Origin of the sequence: Microbacterium oleivorans NBRC 103075, assembly GCF_001552475.1 — a bacterium.
In the GTDB taxonomy this organism is placed as follows: Bacteria; Actinomycetota; Actinomycetes; order Actinomycetales; family Microbacteriaceae; genus Microbacterium; species Microbacterium oleivorans.
Map to the genome: position 1 here is coordinate 1 of NZ_BCRG01000018.1, position 18,056 is coordinate 18,056.

The following is an 18,056-nucleotide window of genomic DNA, read 5'->3' on the forward strand; positions in this document are numbered from 1 at the left end:
GATGCCGGCGCGCCACTCGTCCGGATCGGCGCCGCAGCGGGATCCCTCGGCGCCCTTCTCGCTCTCATCGCGGGGATAGGTCGAACCTCGTTCGCGATGGCCCGGGAAGGCGACCTACCCGCGTTCCTCGGGTCGGTCGACCCGCGATGGCAGGTGCCGCGGAACGCGGAGATCGCCGTCATCGTGATGGTCGTCGGGATCGTCGCGCTCGGCGACATCCGGGGTGCGATCGGCTTCTCGTCCTTCGGGGTCCTGCTCTACTACCTCGTGGCCAACCTCGCCGCGTTCCGCCAGAGCGGTGGGGTGCGGCGCTATCCCCGCGTCCTGCAGGTCGTCGGCGGGCTGGGATGCATAGCCCTCGTCGTCACGCTGCCGTGGCCGTCGGTTCCCGTGGGAATCGGAGTGCTCACAGTGGGCTGGGGATATCGGATGCTGCGCCTTCGACGTCAGGGTCGTCGACGGACACCCTGACCGCATCCCGCACGACAGGGAGCAGCGCCTCGGCGGTCCGCCGATACCCGAGGGCGCTGGGGTGGAAGCGGTCGAGACTGAACATGCCGTCGGGGTCGATCCGGAAGAACGGCCCCACCGCCCGACGAAGCGAGACGACCTGCGCTCCTTCGGCACGCGCACGGTCGGCCTGCGCTTCTGCCAACTGCTGAGAGGCACGGGACCCGATGCTTCGGAGCGGCTGCGGGACCGCCCGAAGCGCTCCCAGGTCGGGGCAGGTGCCCACGACGACGGCGGCGCCCATCGCGCGCAGTCGCCGAACCGCATCGGCGAGGTGACCCGTCGCCGCGGGCACCGGCACTCTGTGCGTCACATCGTTGCCGCCTACGACGATCACGGCGACGTCTGCCCGGTAGTCCTTGGGGAGGGCGGCGATCTGTCCGGCGAGATCGGCGGATTCCGCGCCCACGACGGCAGCGGTCCGAAGCCGCACCGGTCGGCCGAGCTCGCCGGCGAGTCCCTTCGCGAGGCGTCCCCCCAGAGTCTCCTTCCGGTGCTGCGCGCCCAATCCGGCGGCGATGGAATCTCCGAGGAGCAGCAGGTCGACGGCTTCGCCGCCGAGTCCGGGACGCCACACGCGGTCCGCTTCGGGAGGAGCCTCTCCGAGCGGCTTGCCGATCCGCCGCCGCGCCAGTGCCGCTTGCCGGGCCAAGCCGACGCGTGCTCCGACGATCAGCGCCCCGGCGAATCCCCCGACGGAGGCGAGCAGGGTGAGTCTGGCGGAAACGCGAGTCGCACGGGCCATCGGCCGAGCACATCACCCGTGGGTGAACGCCGCCCGACGCGCGGGTGTCGCACGGGCGATGTCAGGTGCTCGCGGGAGAGCGGAGTCCGTCCACGGCCGCGGCGACCCGCTTCTCCCGTGTCTCCGCCTTCTTCGCATCGACCACCGATCGGACGATCTCCTTGCGCCGGGAAGGCGCCAGGGCGTCGAACGCGGCTCGCACCTGAGGCTCGGCATCGAGGGCGGCCTCGAGGTCCCCCGGCAGCTCGACTGCCCACTCGTTCGAGTCGAGGTCGATCGCCGCGTCGACCTCGTCACCGATCTCGACGCCGAGTTCCGCCCGCGCGGCTTTCGACATACCGATGAGGTTCTTTCCCCCCATGACGCTCAGCCTCAGGCGAGCGCTGCGGTCACCGATCGTCACGACGACGGCTGCGCGCTTACCGCCGCCGAGAGCCTCGACCTGATCGTCGGTCAGTTCGATCGCCGTCGCCGGGCCGTTCTTCGGGAGCACCGTGTGCACGTGGAGCATCATGCGCGCACGCTAGCAGGGCGCGCTCCACCTGTCAGCCGAGCGGGCGCGGCTCGATCGATGCCGACTCCACGCCGACGGAAACCGTCGCGAACGACGTGTAGCCGTCCGCTGCCGAGCGCTCGAGGAGACCCTTCAGGTTCTTCGTCCGCTGCTCGAGGCGCACGCGGGCGCCCTGACCGACGAAGAACGCCTTGTGCGCGGCGAGCTCGGCGAGGGGGACGTCACGGTCGGCGATGAGGACGACGGCGGCGGATGCGGCATCCTCCCCCGCTCCCACGAGGTCGACGATCCGCTCGAAACCGATCGAGAACCCCACAGCGGGGACGTCCTGCCCGAGGAAGCGGCCGATCATGCCGTCGTAACGACCGCCCCCACCCAGCGAGTAGGTGACAGACGGGTGGGCGAGCTCGTAGATGGTGCCCGTGTAGTACCCCATGCCTCGGACGAGGAACGGGTCGAAGTGCAAGGGCACGTCGACCTCACCGCGCGCGGCGGCCACGGCTTCGCCGATGCCGACGAGGTGCGCGACGATGTCGTGCGAGACGCCCTCGGGCAGGGCCTTGCGGATCTGCGCCTCGCCGAAGGGGAGGTACTCGCGAGTCTGCGGACGCGTGAGGAAGGTCTCGAAGGCGGCCACGGCGGATTCGTCGGCACCGCGCTCGCGGAGCTCCGCCGCGACGCCGGCGGGGCCGATCTTGTCGAGCTTGTCGATCGTGATGAGGACGCCGGCGCGGTCCGCATCAGCGAAGCCGAAGACGGCGAGCATGGCGTCGAGGGCACGCCGGTCGTTGATCCGAATCGTGCCGCCCTCGAGTCCGAGCGCATCGAGCACATCGAGACTCGCCGTCAGGAGCTCGACCTCGGCGCGCGGGGTCGCATCGCCGATGATGTCGATGTCGCACTGGACGAACTGGCGGTAGCGGCCTTTCTGGGGTCGTTCGGCTCGCCAGACCGGCGCGATCTGGATCGCACGGAACACCGAGGGCAGCTGAGCCCGGTTGGTGGCGTAGAAGCGGGCGAGCGGGACGGTGAGGTCGTAGCGAAGGCCCAGGTCCGACAGCGCCGCCGGGTCGGCTGCGGCATCCCGGATCGACTCGGCGTCGAGGCCGCGTCGGAGCACGTTGAACGCGAGCTTCTCGTTGTCGCCGCCGATCCCCGCGTGGAGCCGCTCGTAGTCCTCGACGACCGGCGTCTCGATCTCATCGAAGCCGTGAGCGCGATACCGGTCGCGGATGACGGCGAGCACCCGCTCGCGGCGGGCCTTGTCAGCGGGGAGGAAGTCGCGCATACCGCGCGGCGGGTTCACGGAGGGCACCGTCCTAGTCTCTCAGACCGCGGCGGGCGCTCAGGAGGACTCGGCGGCCCTCACCTCGTCGGTGAGCGCACGGAGTCGCCGGCGCAGGGCGCGTTCGGCGTCCCATCCCTCGGTCCGGGCGCGGACGACGAGGGCGAGGAGTGCGTCGCCGAGCTCGGCTTCGGTGGCGGGGTCCGGAGCGGCCGACGGCGGCTCGACGGCCACCTGCGCGGCCTTCCCCAGCACCTTCTGGGCGAGCGCGAGCGAGGGCATGTGCGAGGACACCCCGTCGAGGACGCTCGTCCGAGAGTGCTTCTCGGCGGCCTTCGCCGCGTTCCAGTGCACAAGGACCTCGGCTGGCGTCGTCGCGACCGCGTCGCCGAACACGTGCGGATGCCGACGGATCATCTTCTCGGCGAGAGCCTCGGCCACGTCGTCGATGTCGAAGGGGTCGGCCTCGTCGCGCGAGGCGATCTCGGCGTGGAACAGCACCTGCCAGAGCAGGTCGCCGAGCTCCTCCTTCAGGTCGGCTCGCGTCCCCGCCTCGACCGCGTCGACGAGCTCGGCAGCCTCCTCCTGCAGGTACGGGACGAGGTCGTCGTGATCGATCTGCTGCGTCCACACGCACCGCTCGCGAACGGCGTGCATCGTCTCGGCGGCGCGGCGGAGCGCATCGCCCGACGAGGGAAGAGGGTGCGACATGTCGGCAACGATACGAGGGATGCCGGTCCCCGGCATCCGTGCGACCTCCGCCGTAGGCTTGTCGGGTGACCTCCCCCGCATCCACGGCCGGCGGGACCCGCGTCTCGATGTTCACGCTGTCGACGTTCGTCGTCGGATCGATGATCGGCGCCGGTGTCTTCTCGCTGCCCGCCACCTTCGCCGAATCGACCGGCGTCGCGGGCGCGTTGATTTCGTGGGCGATCGCCGGCAGCGGGATGCTGATGCTCGCCCTCGTGTTCCACCGCCTGGCGATCCGCAGGCCCGACCTCGACGCGGGGATCTTCAGCTACGCGAAGGCCGGCTTCGGCAACTACGTCGGCTTCTTCGCCGCGTTCGGCTACTGGGCGAGCGCCTGCGTGGGCAACGTCTTCTACTGGGTGTTCATCACGTCCACTCTCGGCAGCATCTTCCCCGCGCTCGGCGAGGGTGACACCGTGCTGGCGGTGGTGGTGTCCTCGGTCGGCGTCTGGCTGTTCTTCCTGCTGATCCGTCGCGGTGTCCGCCAGGCCGCCGCACTCAACCGGATCGTGACGGTCGCGAAGGTCCTCCCCATCGTCGTGTTCGTCGTGCTGTGCCTCACCGTGTTCGACCCGGCCGTCTTCGCCGCGAACTGGGGCGGGGACGACACGACGGGGCTCGGCGAACAGATCCGCGCGACGATGCTCGTCACGGTCTTCGTGTTCATCGGCATCGAAGGGGCGAGCGTCAACTCCCGTCACGCGCGGAAGCGCAGCGACGTGGGACGCGCGACGGTCCTCGGGTTCCTGAGCGTCCTCGCCGTCTTCGCGTCGGTCACGATCGTCTCGTACGGCATCCTGCCGCGCGAGCAGCTCGCCACGCTTCGGCAGCCCTCCATGGGCGGCGTGCTCGAGCAGGCCGTCGGCGGGTGGGGCGCCGTGTTCGTCGGGGCGGCCCTCATCGTCGCGGTACTCGGCGCCTACCTCGCGTGGACGCTCATGGCCGCCGAGGTGCTCCTGTCGGCAGCTCGGGCGGGCGACCTTCCCGCGTTCCTCCGCCGCACGAACCGGAACGACACCCCGATCGGCGCCCTCACGATGTCGTCGGTGCTCGCCCAGGTCATGCTGTTCGTCGTCCTCTTCGCCCAGAACGCGTTCGACGCCGCCCTCGAGCTCACGAGCGCGCTCGCCCTCATCCCGTTCTTCCTGTCCGCCGCGTACGCCGTGAAGCTCGCCCTGCAGGACGGGAATTCCCGTCGCACGCGGGACCTGGTGATCGCAGCGGCGGCCACGCTCTACACGGCCTATCTGCTCTGGGCCGCGGGACTCACCTACCTGCTCCTGTGCCTCGTCATCATCGTGCCGGGCACGATCCTCTTCGCCATCGGGCGGCGGGAGCAGCGCGCACGGGTGTTCACCCCGGCCGAAGCGGTGCTGTTCGCCGTCGCGGCCGCCGGTGCCATCGTCGCGGTGGTCCTGATCGCCGTGGGCGCGATCACGGTCTGACGCCCCGCCGCGAACACGGTCGCACCGCGTCATCGTGTCAGGAAGCGCCTCGAACCCCCGCTAGCGTGAGACGGTGCACGAACTCACCCACACCGAAGCGATCGACCTCGTCGGACGGTACGAGGCCGAGCAGAAGATCCCCGAACAGATGCGCGCCGACGTGCGCGTCCTCGGCTCGCTCCTGGGGCGCGTTCTCCAGGAGAGCGGTTCGCCCGGACTCTTCGACGACGTCGAGCGGCTGCGGATCGCCACGATCCAGGCCTACACCGATGACACCGCCGAAGCGTTCGCCCGCGCGGCCGCGATCGCAGAGTCGTACTCCCTGGCACGCGCCGAGGAGGTGGCCCGCGCCTTCACCTGCTACTTCCACCTCGTGAACCTCGCCGAGGAGCACCAGCGCGTGCGGATCCTTCGCGAGCGCGGTGGACGCGTCGACGACAAGAACGCGAGCGACTCGATCACCGCGGCGTACCGCAGCCTCGCCGCCGAGATCGGCGAGGACGCGGCGCGCGAGCGTCTGCAGGGCCTCCGCTTCCACCCCGTGTTCACGGCGCACCCGACGGAAGCCCGACGCCGTGCGGTGTCCTCCAGCATCCGTCGCCTCGCCGAACTTCTCGCCGACCGCGACGCCACCGAGGCCGACAGCGCCGACCGTCGCCGCGCCGAGCGCCGCATGCTCGAAGAGGTCGACACTCTCTGGCGAACCGCACCGTTGCGCTCGGAGAAGCCTTCGCCCACCGACGAGGTCCGCTCCGTCATGGGCGTCTTCGACGAGACGCTCTACACCGCCATCCCGCACGTGTACCGCCGCGTCGACGACGCTCTGCAGGGTGAGGATGCCGGGGCCCGCCCGCCGCTCGTCCGCCCGTTCGTGCGGATCGGCTCCTGGGTCGGCGGCGACCGCGACGGCAACCCTTTCGTGACCGCCAAGACGACCCGCAAGGCCGCCGGCATCGCGAGCGAGCACGTGCTGCTCGGGCTCGAGCGGACCGCGAGCCGCGTCGGACGCACCTTGACGCTCGACGCGACCTCGACACCGCCGACGCCGGCAGCTCTCGCCCTCTGGCAGAAGCTGAAGGATGCCGACGAGGACGCCGCGGCGGAGATCGCCAAGCGCTCCCCCAACGAGCCTTACCGCCGCATCCTGTTGCTGCTCGCCCGCAAGATCGCCGCGACACGCACCCGCGACGCGGACCTCGCCTACAGCGACCCCGAGCACCTCCTCGCCGACCTCCGCACGGTCCAGGACGCGCTCGTCCAGGCCGGCGCGCCGCGTCAGGCGTACGGGCACCTGCAGCAGCTCATCTGGCAGGTCGAGACTTTCGGGTTCCACCTGGCCGAACTCGAAGTCCGCCAGCACTCCGCCGTCCACGCGAAGGTCCTCGCCGAACTCGAGGCGGGCGACTCGGAGCGTTCGGAACTCGCGGCCGAGGTGCTCGAGGTGTTCCGGACCATCGCGTTCCTGCAGGAGCGCTACGGCCCCCGTGCGGCCGGCCGCTACATCGTGTCGTTCACCCGGTCGGCGGACGACCTCGCCGCCGTCCACACGCTCGCGCGTCACGCCGTCGGACCCGACGGCACGCCTCCCGTGCTCGACGTCATCCCGCTCTTCGAGACCTTCGCGGACCTGCAGGCAGCGCCCGGCATCCTGGCCGAGATCATCGAGCACCCGCAGTTCACGGCCCGCCTGGCGGCGACGGGTCGACGCCTCGAGGTCATGCTCGGCTACTCAGACTCGTCGAAGGACGTCGGTCCTGTCGCGGCGAACCTCGCCCTCTACGAGGCGCAGGCGGAGATCTCCGCGTGGGCGGTCGCCGAGGGCATCGAGCTGACACTGTTCCACGGTCGCGGCGGCGCTCTCGGCCGCGGTGGCGGCCCGGCGAACTCGGCGATCCTCGCGCAGCCGCCGCACTCCGTCGACGGGCGCTTCAAGCTCACCGAGCAGGGCGAGGTCATCTTCGCCCGCTATGGCGACCGCTCGATCGCCATGCGCCACATCGACCAGGTCGCCGGAGCCATGCTGATGGCGTCGGCGCCCTCCAACGAGGAGCGCAACCGGTCGGCCGCGGAGCGGTACGCCGACATCGCGAGCGTGATGGATGCCGCATCCCGAAAGCGGTTCTTCTCGCTCGTGAAGGCGCCGGGCTTCGCACCGTGGTTCGCGCAGGTCACCCCCATGGAGGAAATCGGGCTCCTCGCGCTCGGCTCCCGGCCTGCCCGTCGCGGACTGTCGGTCGAGTCGCTCGAAGACCTCCGCGCGATCCCGTGGGTGTTCGCGTGGACGCAGGCGCGCATCAACCTCGCGGGCTGGTTCGGTCTCGGCACGGCGCTCGATGCCGTCGACGACGAGGCGACTCTGCGTGAGGCGTACGAGCAGTGGCCGCTGTTCCGGACGCTGATCGACAACGTCGCCATGAGCCTCGCCAAGACCGACGATCGCATTGCGCGCCACTACCTCGAGCTCGGCGACCGCGACGATCTCGCCGCCCTCGTGCGCGAGGAGATGGCCCTCACGCGCGCCTGGGTCGTGAAGCTGACGGGCGGAACCGAGCTCCTCGGCAACCGGCCGGTCCTCGGTCGGGCCGTCAAGATGCGGAGCCCCTACGTCGACGCGCTCTCGCTCCTGCAGCTGCGCGCTCTTCGCGGCCTCCGCGACGCGACCGCCGGCGAGGTCGACCCCGAGCTGCAGCGCTTGCTGCTGCTGTCGGTCTCCGGCGTCGCGGCGGGCCTGCAGAACACCGGCTGAGCTCACGCTCCTGCGAGAAACGCCCCGTCCGACGACACGTCGTGGGCGGGGCGTTCTTCTGCGTCAGACGGTCGGGACTTCCGTCTCGACGGGCAGCGGGAAGATCTGGTCGAGAAGTCCCGCCGTCCACGCGATGAGGTCGGCATCGGCCAGTGCCTCGCCCCCGGCGGTCGGCAGTGGGACGATCATCGCCTCGCCACCGGAGACGACCTTCGACTTCGGGTGCAGCCGCTGCAGGCGCACACGGATCGAATCCGCCAGGTGCGCGGGTGCGATCCGCAGGTTCGGGCCCATCGCGACGACGTCCGACAGCCCGGACTGGGCGGCGCGACGACGCAGCCGGGCGATGGCGATGAGACCGTCGACCTCGGGCGGCGGTGTGCCGTAGCGGTCGCTGAGCTCCTCGATGACGAGGTCGATCGCGTCGGGCGCCGCCGTGACGGATGCCGCCGCGGACAGCTTCTGGTACGCCTCGAGGCGCAGCCGCTCGCTGTCGATGAACGACTCGGGGATGCGTGCTTGCACCGGCAGCTCGAGGCGGAGCTCGGTCGGCCCTTCGACGTCCTCGCCGCGGAACGTGGCGACCGCCTCGCCGATCATCCGGAGGTACAGGTCGAACCCGACGCCCGCGATGTGACCGGCCTGCTCGGCGCCCAGGAGATTACCGGCTCCGCGGATCTCGAGGTCCTTGAGGGCGACCTGCATGCCGGAACCGAGGTCGTTGTTGACGGCGATCGTCTCGAGTCGGTCGGCGGCGGTCTCGCTGAGCGGCTTGTTCTCGTCGTACAGGAAGTAGGCGTATGCACGCTCGCGGGCGCGTCCGACGCGGCCGCGGAGCTGGTGGAGTTGCGACAGGCCGTACTTGTCGGCTCGGTCGATGATCATCGTGTTCGCGTTGGCGATGTCGAGACCGGTCTCGATGATCGTGGTCGACACGAGCACGTCGGCCCGGCGCTCCCAGAAGTCGTCGACGACCTGTTCGAGCTGGTGCTCCCCCATCTGACCGTGGGCGACGGCGATGCGCGCCTCGGGGACGAGTTCCGCCAACTGGGCGGCGACCCGCTGGATCGACGACACCCGGTTGTGGACGAAGAAGACCTGTCCCTCGCGGAGCAGTTCGCGCCGGATCGCGGCGGCGATCTGCTTGTCGCTGCGCGGTCCCACGTAGGTGAGGATCGGATGCCGCTCCTCCGGCGGCGTCGCCAGGGTCGACATCTCGCGGATCCCGGTGACCGCCATCTCGAGCGTGCGCGGGATCGGGGTCGCGCTCATCGCGAGGATGTCGACATTGGTTTTGAGCTTCTTCAGCGAGTCCTTGTGTTCGACGCCGAAACGCTGCTCCTCGTCGATGATCATGAGGCCGAGGTCCTTGAAGGCGACCTTCTCGGTGAGGATGCGGTGCGTTCCGATCACCATGTCGACCGTGCCGTCGGCGAGGCCCGCGAGCGTGTCCTTCGCCTCCTTGGCGGTCTGGAACCGCGACAGCGGCCGGACCTTCACGGGGAAGCCGGCGAAACGCTCCGAGAACGTCTCGAGGTGCTGCTTGGCGAGCAGGGTCGTCGGGACGAGCATCGCGACCTGCTTGCCCTCCTGGATCGCTTTGAACGCGGCACGGACGGCGACCTCGGTCTTACCGAAGCCGACGTCTCCGGAGAGCAGGCGATCCATCGGGATCGGCTTCTCCATGTCGGCTTTGATCTCGTCGATCGTCTGCAGCTGATCGGGCGTCTCTGCGAACGGGAACGCTTCCTCGAGCTCGCGCTGCCACGGGGTGTCGGGCCCGAACGCGTACCCCTTCGACGACATGCGCGCGGAGTAGAGCTTCACGAGTTCGATGGCGATGTCGCGGACGGCCTTGCGCGCCTTGCCCTTGGCCGCGGCCCAGTCCGACCCGCCCATCTTCGAGAGCTGGGGCGCCTCGCCGCCGACGTAGCGCGACAGCAGGTCGAGCTGGTCGGTAGGAACGAACAGCTTGTCGCCGGGGTGGCCGCGCTTGGAGGGGGAATACTCCAGCACGACGTACTCGCGCTTGCTCTTGACCGCGTTCCGCCCGCCCGAGGACACCTCCCGCTGGACGAGCTCGACGAACTTGCCGATGCCGTGGGTCGCGTGCACGACGTGGTCCCCCGGCGTGAGCTGCAGGGGATCGACGACGTTGCGGCGGCGCGAGGCGAGCTTCTTCACGACGCGGTTGTCGCCGCCGATGGTGCGCCCGTAGAAGTCGCTCTCGGTGAAGACCGCGAGCTTCGCCTCAGCGAAGAGGAACCCCGCCTCGAGTGTCGCGATGGTCGCGACCGCGATTCCCGGTTCGGGGATCTCCGTCACCGCGTCCGCGGAGCGGGCGGCCAGACCGCGCTCAGACAAAACGTCGCGTGAGCGGTCGACGAGGCCTGACCCGGAGGCGGCCACCACGACGCGCCACCCGGCGCCGAGGAGGTTACCGATGTGCTCGCTGGCACCTTCGACGTTGCCTTGGAAGGACGGGACCGCGGTCGCCGGAATGCGAACCGCGGCATCCGCGCGTTCGATCAGGCCTTCCTCGGCGGCATCCGAATCGCCGGAATCGAAGGTGCTGAGGCTCCACCAGACGCCGCCGCGCGCCGCGGCCGCCTCACGCAGTTCAGGCAGGGTGAGGAAGTCCCCTGCGCCGAGGTCGACAGGACTCTCCGCCCCCGCGGTCGCCGCACTCCAGGCCGCTTCGAGGAACTCGCGGTTCGTCTCAGCGAGCGTCATCGCGCGCGTCACGGCACGCTCGGGGTCGACGACGGCGACCGCAGCGCCTTCTGGCAGGTAGTCGACGAGCGGCAGCACGGCGTCGGCGACGGCCGGGAGCAGCGATTCCATGCCCTCGACGGGGATGCCCTCGCTCATCTTCTCGAGCATGGTGCCGAGCCCCGGCATCCGGTCGCGCAGTCCCGCAGCCCGCTCACGGACCGCGTCGGTCAAGAGCAGTTCGCGGCTCGGCAGCAGGGTGACATCGCGCACATCGCCCGGGAGCGAACGCTGGTCGGCGACCGAGAAGGCGCGGATCTGGTCGATCTCGTCGCCGAAGAAGTCGACACGGTAAGGGTGATCGGCGACCGGCGGGAACACGTCCAGGATGCCGCCGCGTACGGCGAACTCGCCGCGGCGGGACACCATGTCGACCCGGTGGTAGGCGAGGCCGACGAGGCGGTGGACGACGTCGTCGAGCTCCTGTCCCCGAGAGCCGAGCTCGAGCCGGACGACACCGGCATCCGTCAGTCCCGCCGCGATCGGCTGCAGTGCACCCCGGACGGATGCCGTGACGACGAGCGGCGTGCGGCCGTCCCAGTCCGCGGCCTCGCGGAGCACGCTGAGGCGCCGGCCGACCGTCTCCGCGCTGGGGCTGAGGCGCTCATGCGGGAGCGTCTCCCATGCGGGGAGGTGCCGGACGGCGGCGTCGGGCAGCAGGCACTGCAACGCCGCCCCGATGCTCTCGGCACGGCGACCGGTGGGCGCCACGAGGAGCAGCACGGGAGGCCGCCCCGAGGCGGCGCGCCGTTCGAGGAGAGCGGCGAGCAGCGGAGCATCGAGGCCCGTCACCGCCGAGAAGTCGACATCCGAGGCGGCGCCGTCGAGGGCCTCCCGGAAGCTGTCAGCCTGTTCGAGGGCGCGCACGATCCCGGGAATTGTCACCGGGGAAGTCTACGCGGCGCAGCCGACACCGGATCCGTCCAGCGGATCTACCGGAGGCCCGACCGGTCAGGCGCGCGGTGCGTGGTGGCGCTGCTGCGCCGCGAGGAGCCCCTCTTCAACGAGCTGCTCCACGGCATCCGCCGCATCGCCGATCGCGATGGGGAGCACCTGGCGCTCGGCGGAGCCGAACGGGTCGAGCACCCAATCGGCGGGATCCTGGCGACCCGGCGGACGCCCGATGCCCACCCGGACGCGCGGGAACTCGGGGGTCCCCAACGCCTTGGCGACGTCGCGGACGCCGTTGTGGCCGCCGTGTCCCCCACCGATCTTGAGCTTGAGCGAATCGAAGGGGATGTCGAGCTCGTCGTGGACGACGACGACGCGCTCCGCCGGCACGCTGTAGAAGGCCGCGAGTCCCGACACCGGCCCACCCGACACGTTCATGAACGAATTGGGCTTGGCGAGGACGAGCTTCGCCCCACCCGGCCGCAGCCACGACTCCGCGACCCGCGCTCCGGCCTTGTGGGAGCGGAGCGACTCCGATCGACGCCGCGCGAGCTCGTCGATCACCATCTGTCCGACGTTGTGCCGCGTCGCCTCATAACGCGGCCCGGGGTTGCCGAGCCCCACGATCAGCCAGGTATCGGCCATGAACGTCCCTCTCGACGACGAAGCCCGCCGCGGCAAGAGCAGCGACGGGCTTCGAACGGGTGTGTCTTACTCGGCGGATTCCTCGGCGGCAGCCTCGTCGGAGGAAGCCTCGGCGCCCTCCTCGGACTCCTCCGCCTCGTCCTCGACGGGGGCCGGCGGCAGCGCGACACCGACGATGAGCGTCTCGGGGTCGGTCACCAGCACCGCACCGCGGGGGAGCGTCAGGTCGGCCGCGGTGATGTGCGCGCCGTCCTCGAGACCCTCGACCGAGACCTCGACGTTCTGCGGGATGTGGGTGGCTTCGACCTCGAGCGTCACCGTGGTGTTCTCGAGGTTCGCGATGGTGCCCGGGAACGGCTCGCCGACGACGGAGACGGGGATATCGACCTCGATCTTCTCGCCCTTCTTCACGACGAGGAGGTCGATGTGCTCGATGATCTGGTGCACGGGGTCCTTCTGGACGTCCTTGACCAGCGTGAGCTGCTGCTTGCCGTCGATCTCGAGCTCGAGCAGCGCGTTCGCACGGCGGATGAGCAGCGCGACCTGGTGGCCGGGCAGAGCGACGTGCACGGGGTCCGTGCCGTGCCCGTAAATGACGGCGGGGATCTTGCCGGCCGCGCGCAGACGACGTGCGAAGCCCTTACCGAACTGCTCGCGCAGTTCGGCGACGACCTTGGTGTCGGTCTCAGTCACCATGAGTGTTCTCCTTGCGGGCCTTCGCGGCCCAATCGATCGGGGCCGCTGGGGCCTCGTCTGTCGCCGGGGCCGGTGCGGCCCAGACATGGTCTGTGGTTCGACTCGAACGCATGCGCGTGAGGAAAGCCGCGAAGCCTGCTCACCGCGTCGATCACGGATGCGGTGCATCCCTCGCCGAAGTTCGGACCGAGTCTACCAGCGCGATGGATACGATGGAACGTCAGTCCCGCCACGCCCGATACACGGAGGAACCCATGGACTACGGATGGATGTCGCACGCACTGCTCTGGTTCGTCGGAGCTCTGAGCACCGCGACCGCCGTCTGCGTCGTCGGTGCGTTCTTCTCCCTGGGCCGCTCCTCGTACAAGGACTGACCGCGTCACACGAAACCGCCCCTTTCGGCCCAGCCGATACAGTGACCGGAGGGGGCATCGCCGGTTCCGGCATCCCTCCCCTCCCGCTCACAACTCACAGAGACCTGGAGCTACGCATGTCGTCGTCCCCCTCCTCCACCGGACACTCCAACGACCAGGATCAGGCTCCGCACGAAGCCACCCAGCAGCACGAGGGCGCTCCCCAGCCCGAAGAGGTCGAGCGCCCCACGCACCCCGAGGCGTCGACCTCCGGTGGCGACGCGGGCCCGGCCAACATCGGCGTCGTGGGCCTCGCGGTGATGGGCTCGAACCTGGCCCGCAACCTCGCGTCCCGCGAGGGCAACACGGTCGCCGTCTTCAACCGGTCGCGCTCGAAGACCGACGAACTGGTCGAGGCGCACCCCGAGGCCGAGTTCGTCCCCGCCTTCACCTACGAGGAGTTCGCCGCGTCGCTGCAGAAGCCGCGCACCGCGATCATCATGGTCAAGGCCGGCAAGCCGACGGATGCCGTCATCGATGAGCTCATGCGCGTGTTCGAGCCCGGCGACATCATCATCGACGGCGGCAACAGCCTCTTCACCGACACGATCCGGCGCGAGAAGGCGGTCTCCGAGGCCGGCTACAACTTCGTCGGCATGGGAGTCTCGGGCGGCGAGGAGGGCGCGCTCAACGGCCCGTCGCTCATGCCCGGTGGTCCCGACGAGGCGTGGGTCACGCTCGGACCGATCCTCAAGTCGATCGCCGCAGTCGCCGAGGGCGAACCCTGCGTCACGCACATCGGCCACGACGGCGCCGGCCACTTCGTGAAGATGGTGCACAACGGCATCGAGTACGCCGACATGCAGCTCATCGCCGAGGCGTACGACCTCATCCGTCGCGGCACCGGCAAGTCCCCCGCCGAGATCGCCGACGTCTTCGAGGAATGGAACCGCGGCGAGCTCGAGTCCTACTTGATCGAGATCACGGCCGAGGTCCTCCGCCAGACGGATGCCGCCACCGGCAAGCCCCTCGTTGACGTCATCGTCGACCAGGCCGGCGCCAAGGGCACCGGCGCGTGGACGGTGCAGACCGCCCTGGATCTCGGCGTTCCCGTCTCCGGCATCGCCGAGGCGACCTTCGCCCGGTCGCTGTCGAGCCACCGCGAGCAGCGCGACGTGTCCGGCTCGCTCCCCGGCCCCTCCTCGGAGGAATTCACGGTTCCCGACGCCGACGCGTTCATCGAGCAGGTCCGTCTCGCGCTCTACGCCTCCAAGATCGTCGCGTACAGCCAGGGTTTCGACGAGATCCGCGCGGGCGCAGCCCAGTACGGCTGGACGATCGACCTCGGTGCGGTCAGCAAGATCTGGCGCGGCGGCTGCATCATCCGCGCGCAGTTCCTCAACCGCATCGCCGAGGCGTACGACGCCGAGTCCGACCTCCCGGTGCTCTTGACGGCGCCGTACTTCGTCGAGGCTCTCGGCCGCACGCAGGATGCCTGGCGTGAGATCGTTCGGGTGTCGGCCGCCGCCGGCATTCCCGCTCCCGCCTTCAGCTCGTCGCTCGCGTACTACGACGGCCTCCGGGCCGACCGGCTGCCCGCAGCCCTCATCCAGGGTCAGCGCGACTTCTTCGGCGCCCACACCTACAAGCGCATCGACAAGGACGGGACCTTCCACACGCTGTGGTCGGGTGACCGCTCCGAGATCGAGGCCGAGGACACCCACTGACGCGCACCGACACCGCGCTGCGCGTCCACCGTGTCGCCGCGCGCGTCGTCCTCGCCATCCTGACCGCGCTCTACGCGTGGATGGTGGCGTGGACGACGTTGCGCGCGGCGCCGTACGGGTCGGACATCGCGTCCGTGCTCGACCGCGTCCTCGCGTGGTTCGCCGAGCGCCCCTCGACCGCGTGGATCACGTTCGACCGTCTCGAGTTCGGCGCGAACGTCGCGATGTTCGTCCCCCTCGGTGTCATCGCCGTCCTGTGGTTCGGGGTGCGGGGCTGGTGGGCGGCACCGATCATCGGGGCGCTCGCGAGCGCGACGATAGAGGGGCTGCAGGCAGCGCTGCTCGACACGCGGGTCGCCGATGTGCGCGATATCGTTGCCAACACCCTGGGCTCGGTGATCGGCATGTGCCTCATGCTGTTGCTCGCGTTCCTGCTGTCGCCCCCGAACCCGCGGAATCGAGTGGATTCTCGCTCGGCCGAATCCCGAGCGTGACCGAAGGATAGGCATAGCCGTCTCATAGGTATGTCATGAGAATGGAGAACATGACGATGCCTGCCCCCCTCCTCCAGCGCCCCGACGGCTCCCCCTTGCGCGTTCTGGTCGTCGACGACGAGCAGATGCTGACCGACCTGCTCTCGATGGCTCTGCGGATGGAGGGCTGGGAGGTCCGCACCGCCGGTTCCGGATTCGACGCGCTGAACGTCGCCCGCGAATTCGCACCCGACGCGATGGTGCTCGACGTGATGATGCCCGACCTCGACGGCATGGCCGTCCTGCAGCGGCTGCGCCAGGGCGGCGACGACGTCCCCGTCCTGTTCCTCACCGCGAAGGACTCCGTCAGTGACCGCGTCGCGGGCCTCACGGCCGGCGGCGACGACTACGTGACGAAGCCGTTCAGCCTCGAAGAGGTCGTCGCGCGGCTTCGCGGGCTCATGCGCCGAGCCGGGGCATCCACCGACACCGCCGACCCGATTCTCCGCGTGGGCGACCTGACGCTCAACGAGGACTCTCACGAGGTGTTCCGCGGCGACGACGAGATCGAGCTCACCGCGACGGAGTTCGAACTCCTCCGTTACCTGATGCGCAACCAGCGGCGCGTGCTGTCGAAGGCGCAGATCCTCGACCGGGTGTGGAACTACGACTTCGGCGGCCGCTCCAGCGTCGTCGAGCTGTACATCTCCTACCTCCGCAAGAAGATCGACGCGGGCAAGGAGCCCCTCATCCACACCGTCCGCGGAGTGGGTTACATGATCAAAGCGAGCCAGTGATCTCGAGACCCCGCCAGCGGCGGCACCGCTGGAGTCTGCAGGCCCGGCTCATCACCGCCGCTGTGTCCTTCGTGTCCGTCATCCTCATCACCGTCGGCCTCGGTACGGGAACGGTGCTCGAGTCGATCCTCCGCGAGAACCTCGACGCGAAGGTCACCCGGGCCCAGGACTCGATCATCGTCGACCTCAACAGTCGGGCGGATGAGCTGCTCAGCCGAGGCCGCCAGGAACGAGGCACCCTCCTCCTCGTCAACAACCTCGCAGGCCTCACCGCCGCCTACGTCGACGACGACGGCGATGTCCGCTCCATCGACATCGGGCGGATCGAAGCCGGCCCGTCCGATCCGGACGGCTGGGCCGACGCCACGGTCGAACGGCTCGGCGACTACCGCGTCCACGCGATACCGGGGCCGTACTCGAGCGTCACCGGCTCGACGGTCACGGGGCTCCCGACGTCGGAGGTCACGAGTGTCAGCGCACGAATCGTGACGACCGTGGCTCTCCTGACCACGGGTGGGCTCCTCCTGCTCGCGGCGATCCTCGCGCTCCTCATCCGACGTGCGCTGGCCCCGCTGCGTTCCATGGCCGCCACGGCGTCCCGCGTCGCGGCGATGCCCCTCACGGAGGCCGTCACCATCACCGAGCGCGTGCCCGAGGAGGACACCGATCCGAACACCGAGGTCGGCCAGGTCGGTCATGCACTCAACACGCTGCTCGATCACGTCGAGACCTCCCTCGCCGCCAGGCAGCGCAATGAAGACCGCATGCGGTCCTTCGTGGCGGATGCGAGCCATGAGCTGCGGACCCCGCTGGCGTCGATTCGTGGCTACTCGGAGCTGTCGCTGCGCGGCATCCGTCAGGCGGAAGCCGCGGGCGCAGCCGCGCCCGGTGTGATCGCCGACACCACACGGGAGTCCCTCGAGCGCATTCAGGCGCAGTCTCTGCGGATGACGGCCCTCGTGGAAGACCTGCTGCTGCTCGCTCGTCTCGACGAGGGCACGGAGCTCGTCTACAGCGCCGTCGACCTGACGCGCCTCGCGGTCGAGGCGGTCTCGGACGCACGCGTCGCGGGAACCGATCACGATTGGGTGCTGGAGGTCGGCGGCGACCCGGTCATCGTTGCGGGCGACTCGGGCCGCATCTACCAGGTGGCGGCGAACCTCCTCGCCAACGCGCGCGTCCACACGCCCGCCGGCACGCAGGTGACCACGACGGTCGAGATCCAGGGCGGCGAGGCTGTCCTCCGCATCCACGACAACGGCCCGGGCATCGACCCCGCGATCGCCGGCGAGCTCTTCGAACGCTTCAGCCGTGCCGATTCGTCCCGCGCCCGCCAGACCGGCGGAACCGGGCTCGGCCTCTCGATCGCCAAGGCGATCGTCACCGGCCACGGTGGACGCATCGTCGTGGCGTCCGAGCCGGGATCCACTTCTTTCGAGGTGCGCCTCCCCGCTCGCCCCGACTCCCCCACCGAGGCCGACGCCCCCCGCTGACCACGCGCGGCGTCGTCGAGCCGAGCTCGGCGTGTGCGTGGCGGCCACGCACGATGTCCCCGTCGGGCCGGGACGGCCACGCATAACCCGGCCAAGGTGGGCCCCGGGTCGGTGCGATGTGGCGGCCCCAGCCGAGGTCCCCATCGCGCCGGGAACCACGGGCACATACCCGGCCCGAGTGGGACATCGAGGGGGGACCGAGCGGATGCCGCCC

Annotated in this window: 15 protein-coding genes; 8 read left to right on the forward strand and 7 right to left on the reverse strand. The window is 70.0% G+C overall.

The features are described from left to right. Positions 1-471, forward strand: a 471-nt coding sequence (locus MO1_RS14305; RefSeq protein WP_157526453.1) for an amino acid permease, incomplete at its 5' end; no start/stop codon positions are given. Here the strand turns inward: MO1_RS14305 and MO1_RS14310 are convergent. From MO1_RS14310 to MO1_RS14325, 4 genes are all read right to left on the reverse strand, one after another. Then, entirely contained in the window at positions 407-1,255 is an 849-nt protein-coding gene (locus MO1_RS14310; protein ID WP_060916413.1) for an SGNH/GDSL hydrolase family protein, read from the reverse strand. The genes MO1_RS14305 and MO1_RS14310 overlap by 65 nt on opposite strands. A 61-nt stretch (positions 1,256-1,316) precedes the next feature. After that, positions 1,317-1,769 carry a YdeI/OmpD-associated family protein gene (locus MO1_RS14315; RefSeq protein ID WP_060916414.1) on the reverse strand — a complete coding sequence of 151 codons (453 nt, stop codon included), beginning with the start codon at positions 1,767-1,769 and terminating at the stop codon, positions 1,317-1,319. Between the two features lie 31 nt (positions 1,770-1,800). Beyond that, the gene (locus MO1_RS14320) at positions 1,801-3,057 is read right to left on the reverse strand and encodes a histidine--tRNA ligase (protein WP_060916415.1); all 1,257 of its coding nucleotides are present in this window, start codon (positions 3,055-3,057) and stop codon (positions 1,801-1,803) included. Positions 3,058-3,114: 57 nt separating this feature from the next. Next, the gene (locus tag MO1_RS14325; protein ID WP_060916417.1) at positions 3,115-3,765 is read right to left on the reverse strand and encodes a nucleoside triphosphate pyrophosphohydrolase; all 651 of its coding nucleotides are present in this window, start codon (positions 3,763-3,765) and stop codon (positions 3,115-3,117) included. Between the two features lie 65 nt (positions 3,766-3,830). On the opposite strand from MO1_RS14325, the gene MO1_RS14330 reads away from it, so the two are divergent. Then, positions 3,831-5,249: a basic amino acid/polyamine antiporter gene (locus tag MO1_RS14330; protein WP_370670649.1), complete on the forward strand. Its 1,419-nt coding sequence runs from the start codon at positions 3,831-3,833 to the stop codon at positions 5,247-5,249. Positions 5,250-5,322: 73 nt separating this feature from the next. Beyond that, positions 5,323-7,995, forward strand: coding sequence for a phosphoenolpyruvate carboxylase (locus tag MO1_RS14335; RefSeq protein WP_036312261.1), 2,673 nt, complete (start codon positions 5,323-5,325; stop codon positions 7,993-7,995). Between the two features lie 63 nt (positions 7,996-8,058). On the opposite strand, the gene mfd is transcribed toward MO1_RS14335, so the two are convergent. The 3 genes from mfd to MO1_RS14350 all read right to left on the reverse strand — a co-directional run bounded on the left by mfd (position 8,059) and on the right by MO1_RS14350 (position 12,999). Then, entirely contained in the window at positions 8,059-11,652 is a 3,594-nt protein-coding gene (gene mfd, locus MO1_RS14340; RefSeq protein ID WP_174520591.1) for a transcription-repair coupling factor, read from the reverse strand. Positions 11,653-11,718: 66 nt separating this feature from the next. Next, on the reverse strand, positions 11,719-12,303 hold the full coding sequence (gene pth, locus MO1_RS14345) for an aminoacyl-tRNA hydrolase (protein ID WP_036312260.1): 585 nt from the start codon (positions 12,301-12,303) through the stop codon (positions 11,719-11,721). A gap of 66 nt (positions 12,304-12,369) precedes the next feature. Next, positions 12,370-12,999: a 50S ribosomal protein L25/general stress protein Ctc gene (locus MO1_RS14350; protein WP_036312258.1), complete on the reverse strand. Its 630-nt coding sequence runs from the start codon at positions 12,997-12,999 to the stop codon at positions 12,370-12,372. 212 nt (positions 13,000-13,211) lie between these two features. Here MO1_RS14350 and MO1_RS14665 point away from each other — a divergent pair, with 212 nt between their 5' ends. The 5 genes from MO1_RS14665 (at position 13,212) to MO1_RS14370 (ending at position 17,842) form a co-directional block, all read left to right on the forward strand. Beyond that, entirely contained in the window at positions 13,212-13,373 is a 162-nt protein-coding gene (locus MO1_RS14665; RefSeq protein ID WP_157526455.1) for a hypothetical protein, read from the forward strand. A 116-nt stretch (positions 13,374-13,489) separates the two neighbouring features. Continuing rightward, entirely contained in the window at positions 13,490-15,079 is a 1,590-nt protein-coding gene (gene gnd, locus MO1_RS14355; RefSeq protein WP_036312256.1) for an NADP-dependent phosphogluconate dehydrogenase, read from the forward strand. An 80-nt stretch (positions 15,080-15,159) separates the two neighbouring features. After that, on the forward strand, positions 15,160-15,573 hold the full coding sequence (locus MO1_RS14360; RefSeq protein WP_036312254.1) for a VanZ family protein: 414 nt from the start codon (positions 15,160-15,162) through the stop codon (positions 15,571-15,573). A 50-nt stretch (positions 15,574-15,623) separates the two neighbouring features. Then, positions 15,624-16,349 (forward strand): response regulator transcription factor, encoded by a 726-nt coding sequence (locus MO1_RS14365; protein ID WP_036312482.1) that lies wholly within the window; start codon positions 15,624-15,626, stop codon positions 16,347-16,349. Beyond that, positions 16,346-17,842 carry a sensor histidine kinase gene (locus MO1_RS14370; protein ID WP_060916416.1) on the forward strand — a complete coding sequence of 499 codons (1,497 nt, stop codon included), beginning with the start codon at positions 16,346-16,348 and terminating at the stop codon, positions 17,840-17,842. Before MO1_RS14365 ends, MO1_RS14370 begins: the two co-directional genes overlap by 4 nt. Positions 17,843-18,056: the final 214 nt, after the last annotated feature.

Bases quoted from the DNA above. Each gene is read 5' to 3' on its own strand.
- MO1_RS14310 (WP_060916413.1), bottom strand. From the start codon at position 1,255: ATGGCCCGTGCGACTCGCGTTTCCGCCAGACTCACCCTGCTCGCCTCC.
- MO1_RS14315 (WP_060916414.1), bottom strand. From the start codon at position 1,769: ATGATGCTCCACGTGCACACGGTGCTCCCGAAGAACGGCCCGGCGACG.
- MO1_RS14320 (WP_060916415.1), bottom strand. From the start codon at position 3,057: ATGCGCGACTTCCTCCCCGCTGACAAGGCCCGCCGCGAGCGGGTGCTC.
- MO1_RS14325 (WP_060916417.1), bottom strand. From the start codon at position 3,765: ATGTCGCACCCTCTTCCCTCGTCGGGCGATGCGCTCCGCCGCGCCGCC.
- pth (WP_036312260.1), bottom strand. From the start codon at position 12,303: ATGGCCGATACCTGGCTGATCGTGGGGCTCGGCAACCCCGGGCCGCGT.
- MO1_RS14350 (WP_036312258.1), bottom strand. From the start codon at position 12,999: ATGGTGACTGAGACCGACACCAAGGTCGTCGCCGAACTGCGCGAGCAG.
- MO1_RS14665 (WP_157526455.1), top strand. From the start codon at position 13,212: ATGGAACGTCAGTCCCGCCACGCCCGATACACGGAGGAACCCATGGAC.
- gnd (WP_036312256.1), top strand. From the start codon at position 13,490: ATGTCGTCGTCCCCCTCCTCCACCGGACACTCCAACGACCAGGATCAG.
- MO1_RS14360 (WP_036312254.1), top strand. From the start codon at position 15,160: ATGGTGGCGTGGACGACGTTGCGCGCGGCGCCGTACGGGTCGGACATC.
- MO1_RS14365 (WP_036312482.1), top strand. From the start codon at position 15,624: ATGACGATGCCTGCCCCCCTCCTCCAGCGCCCCGACGGCTCCCCCTTG.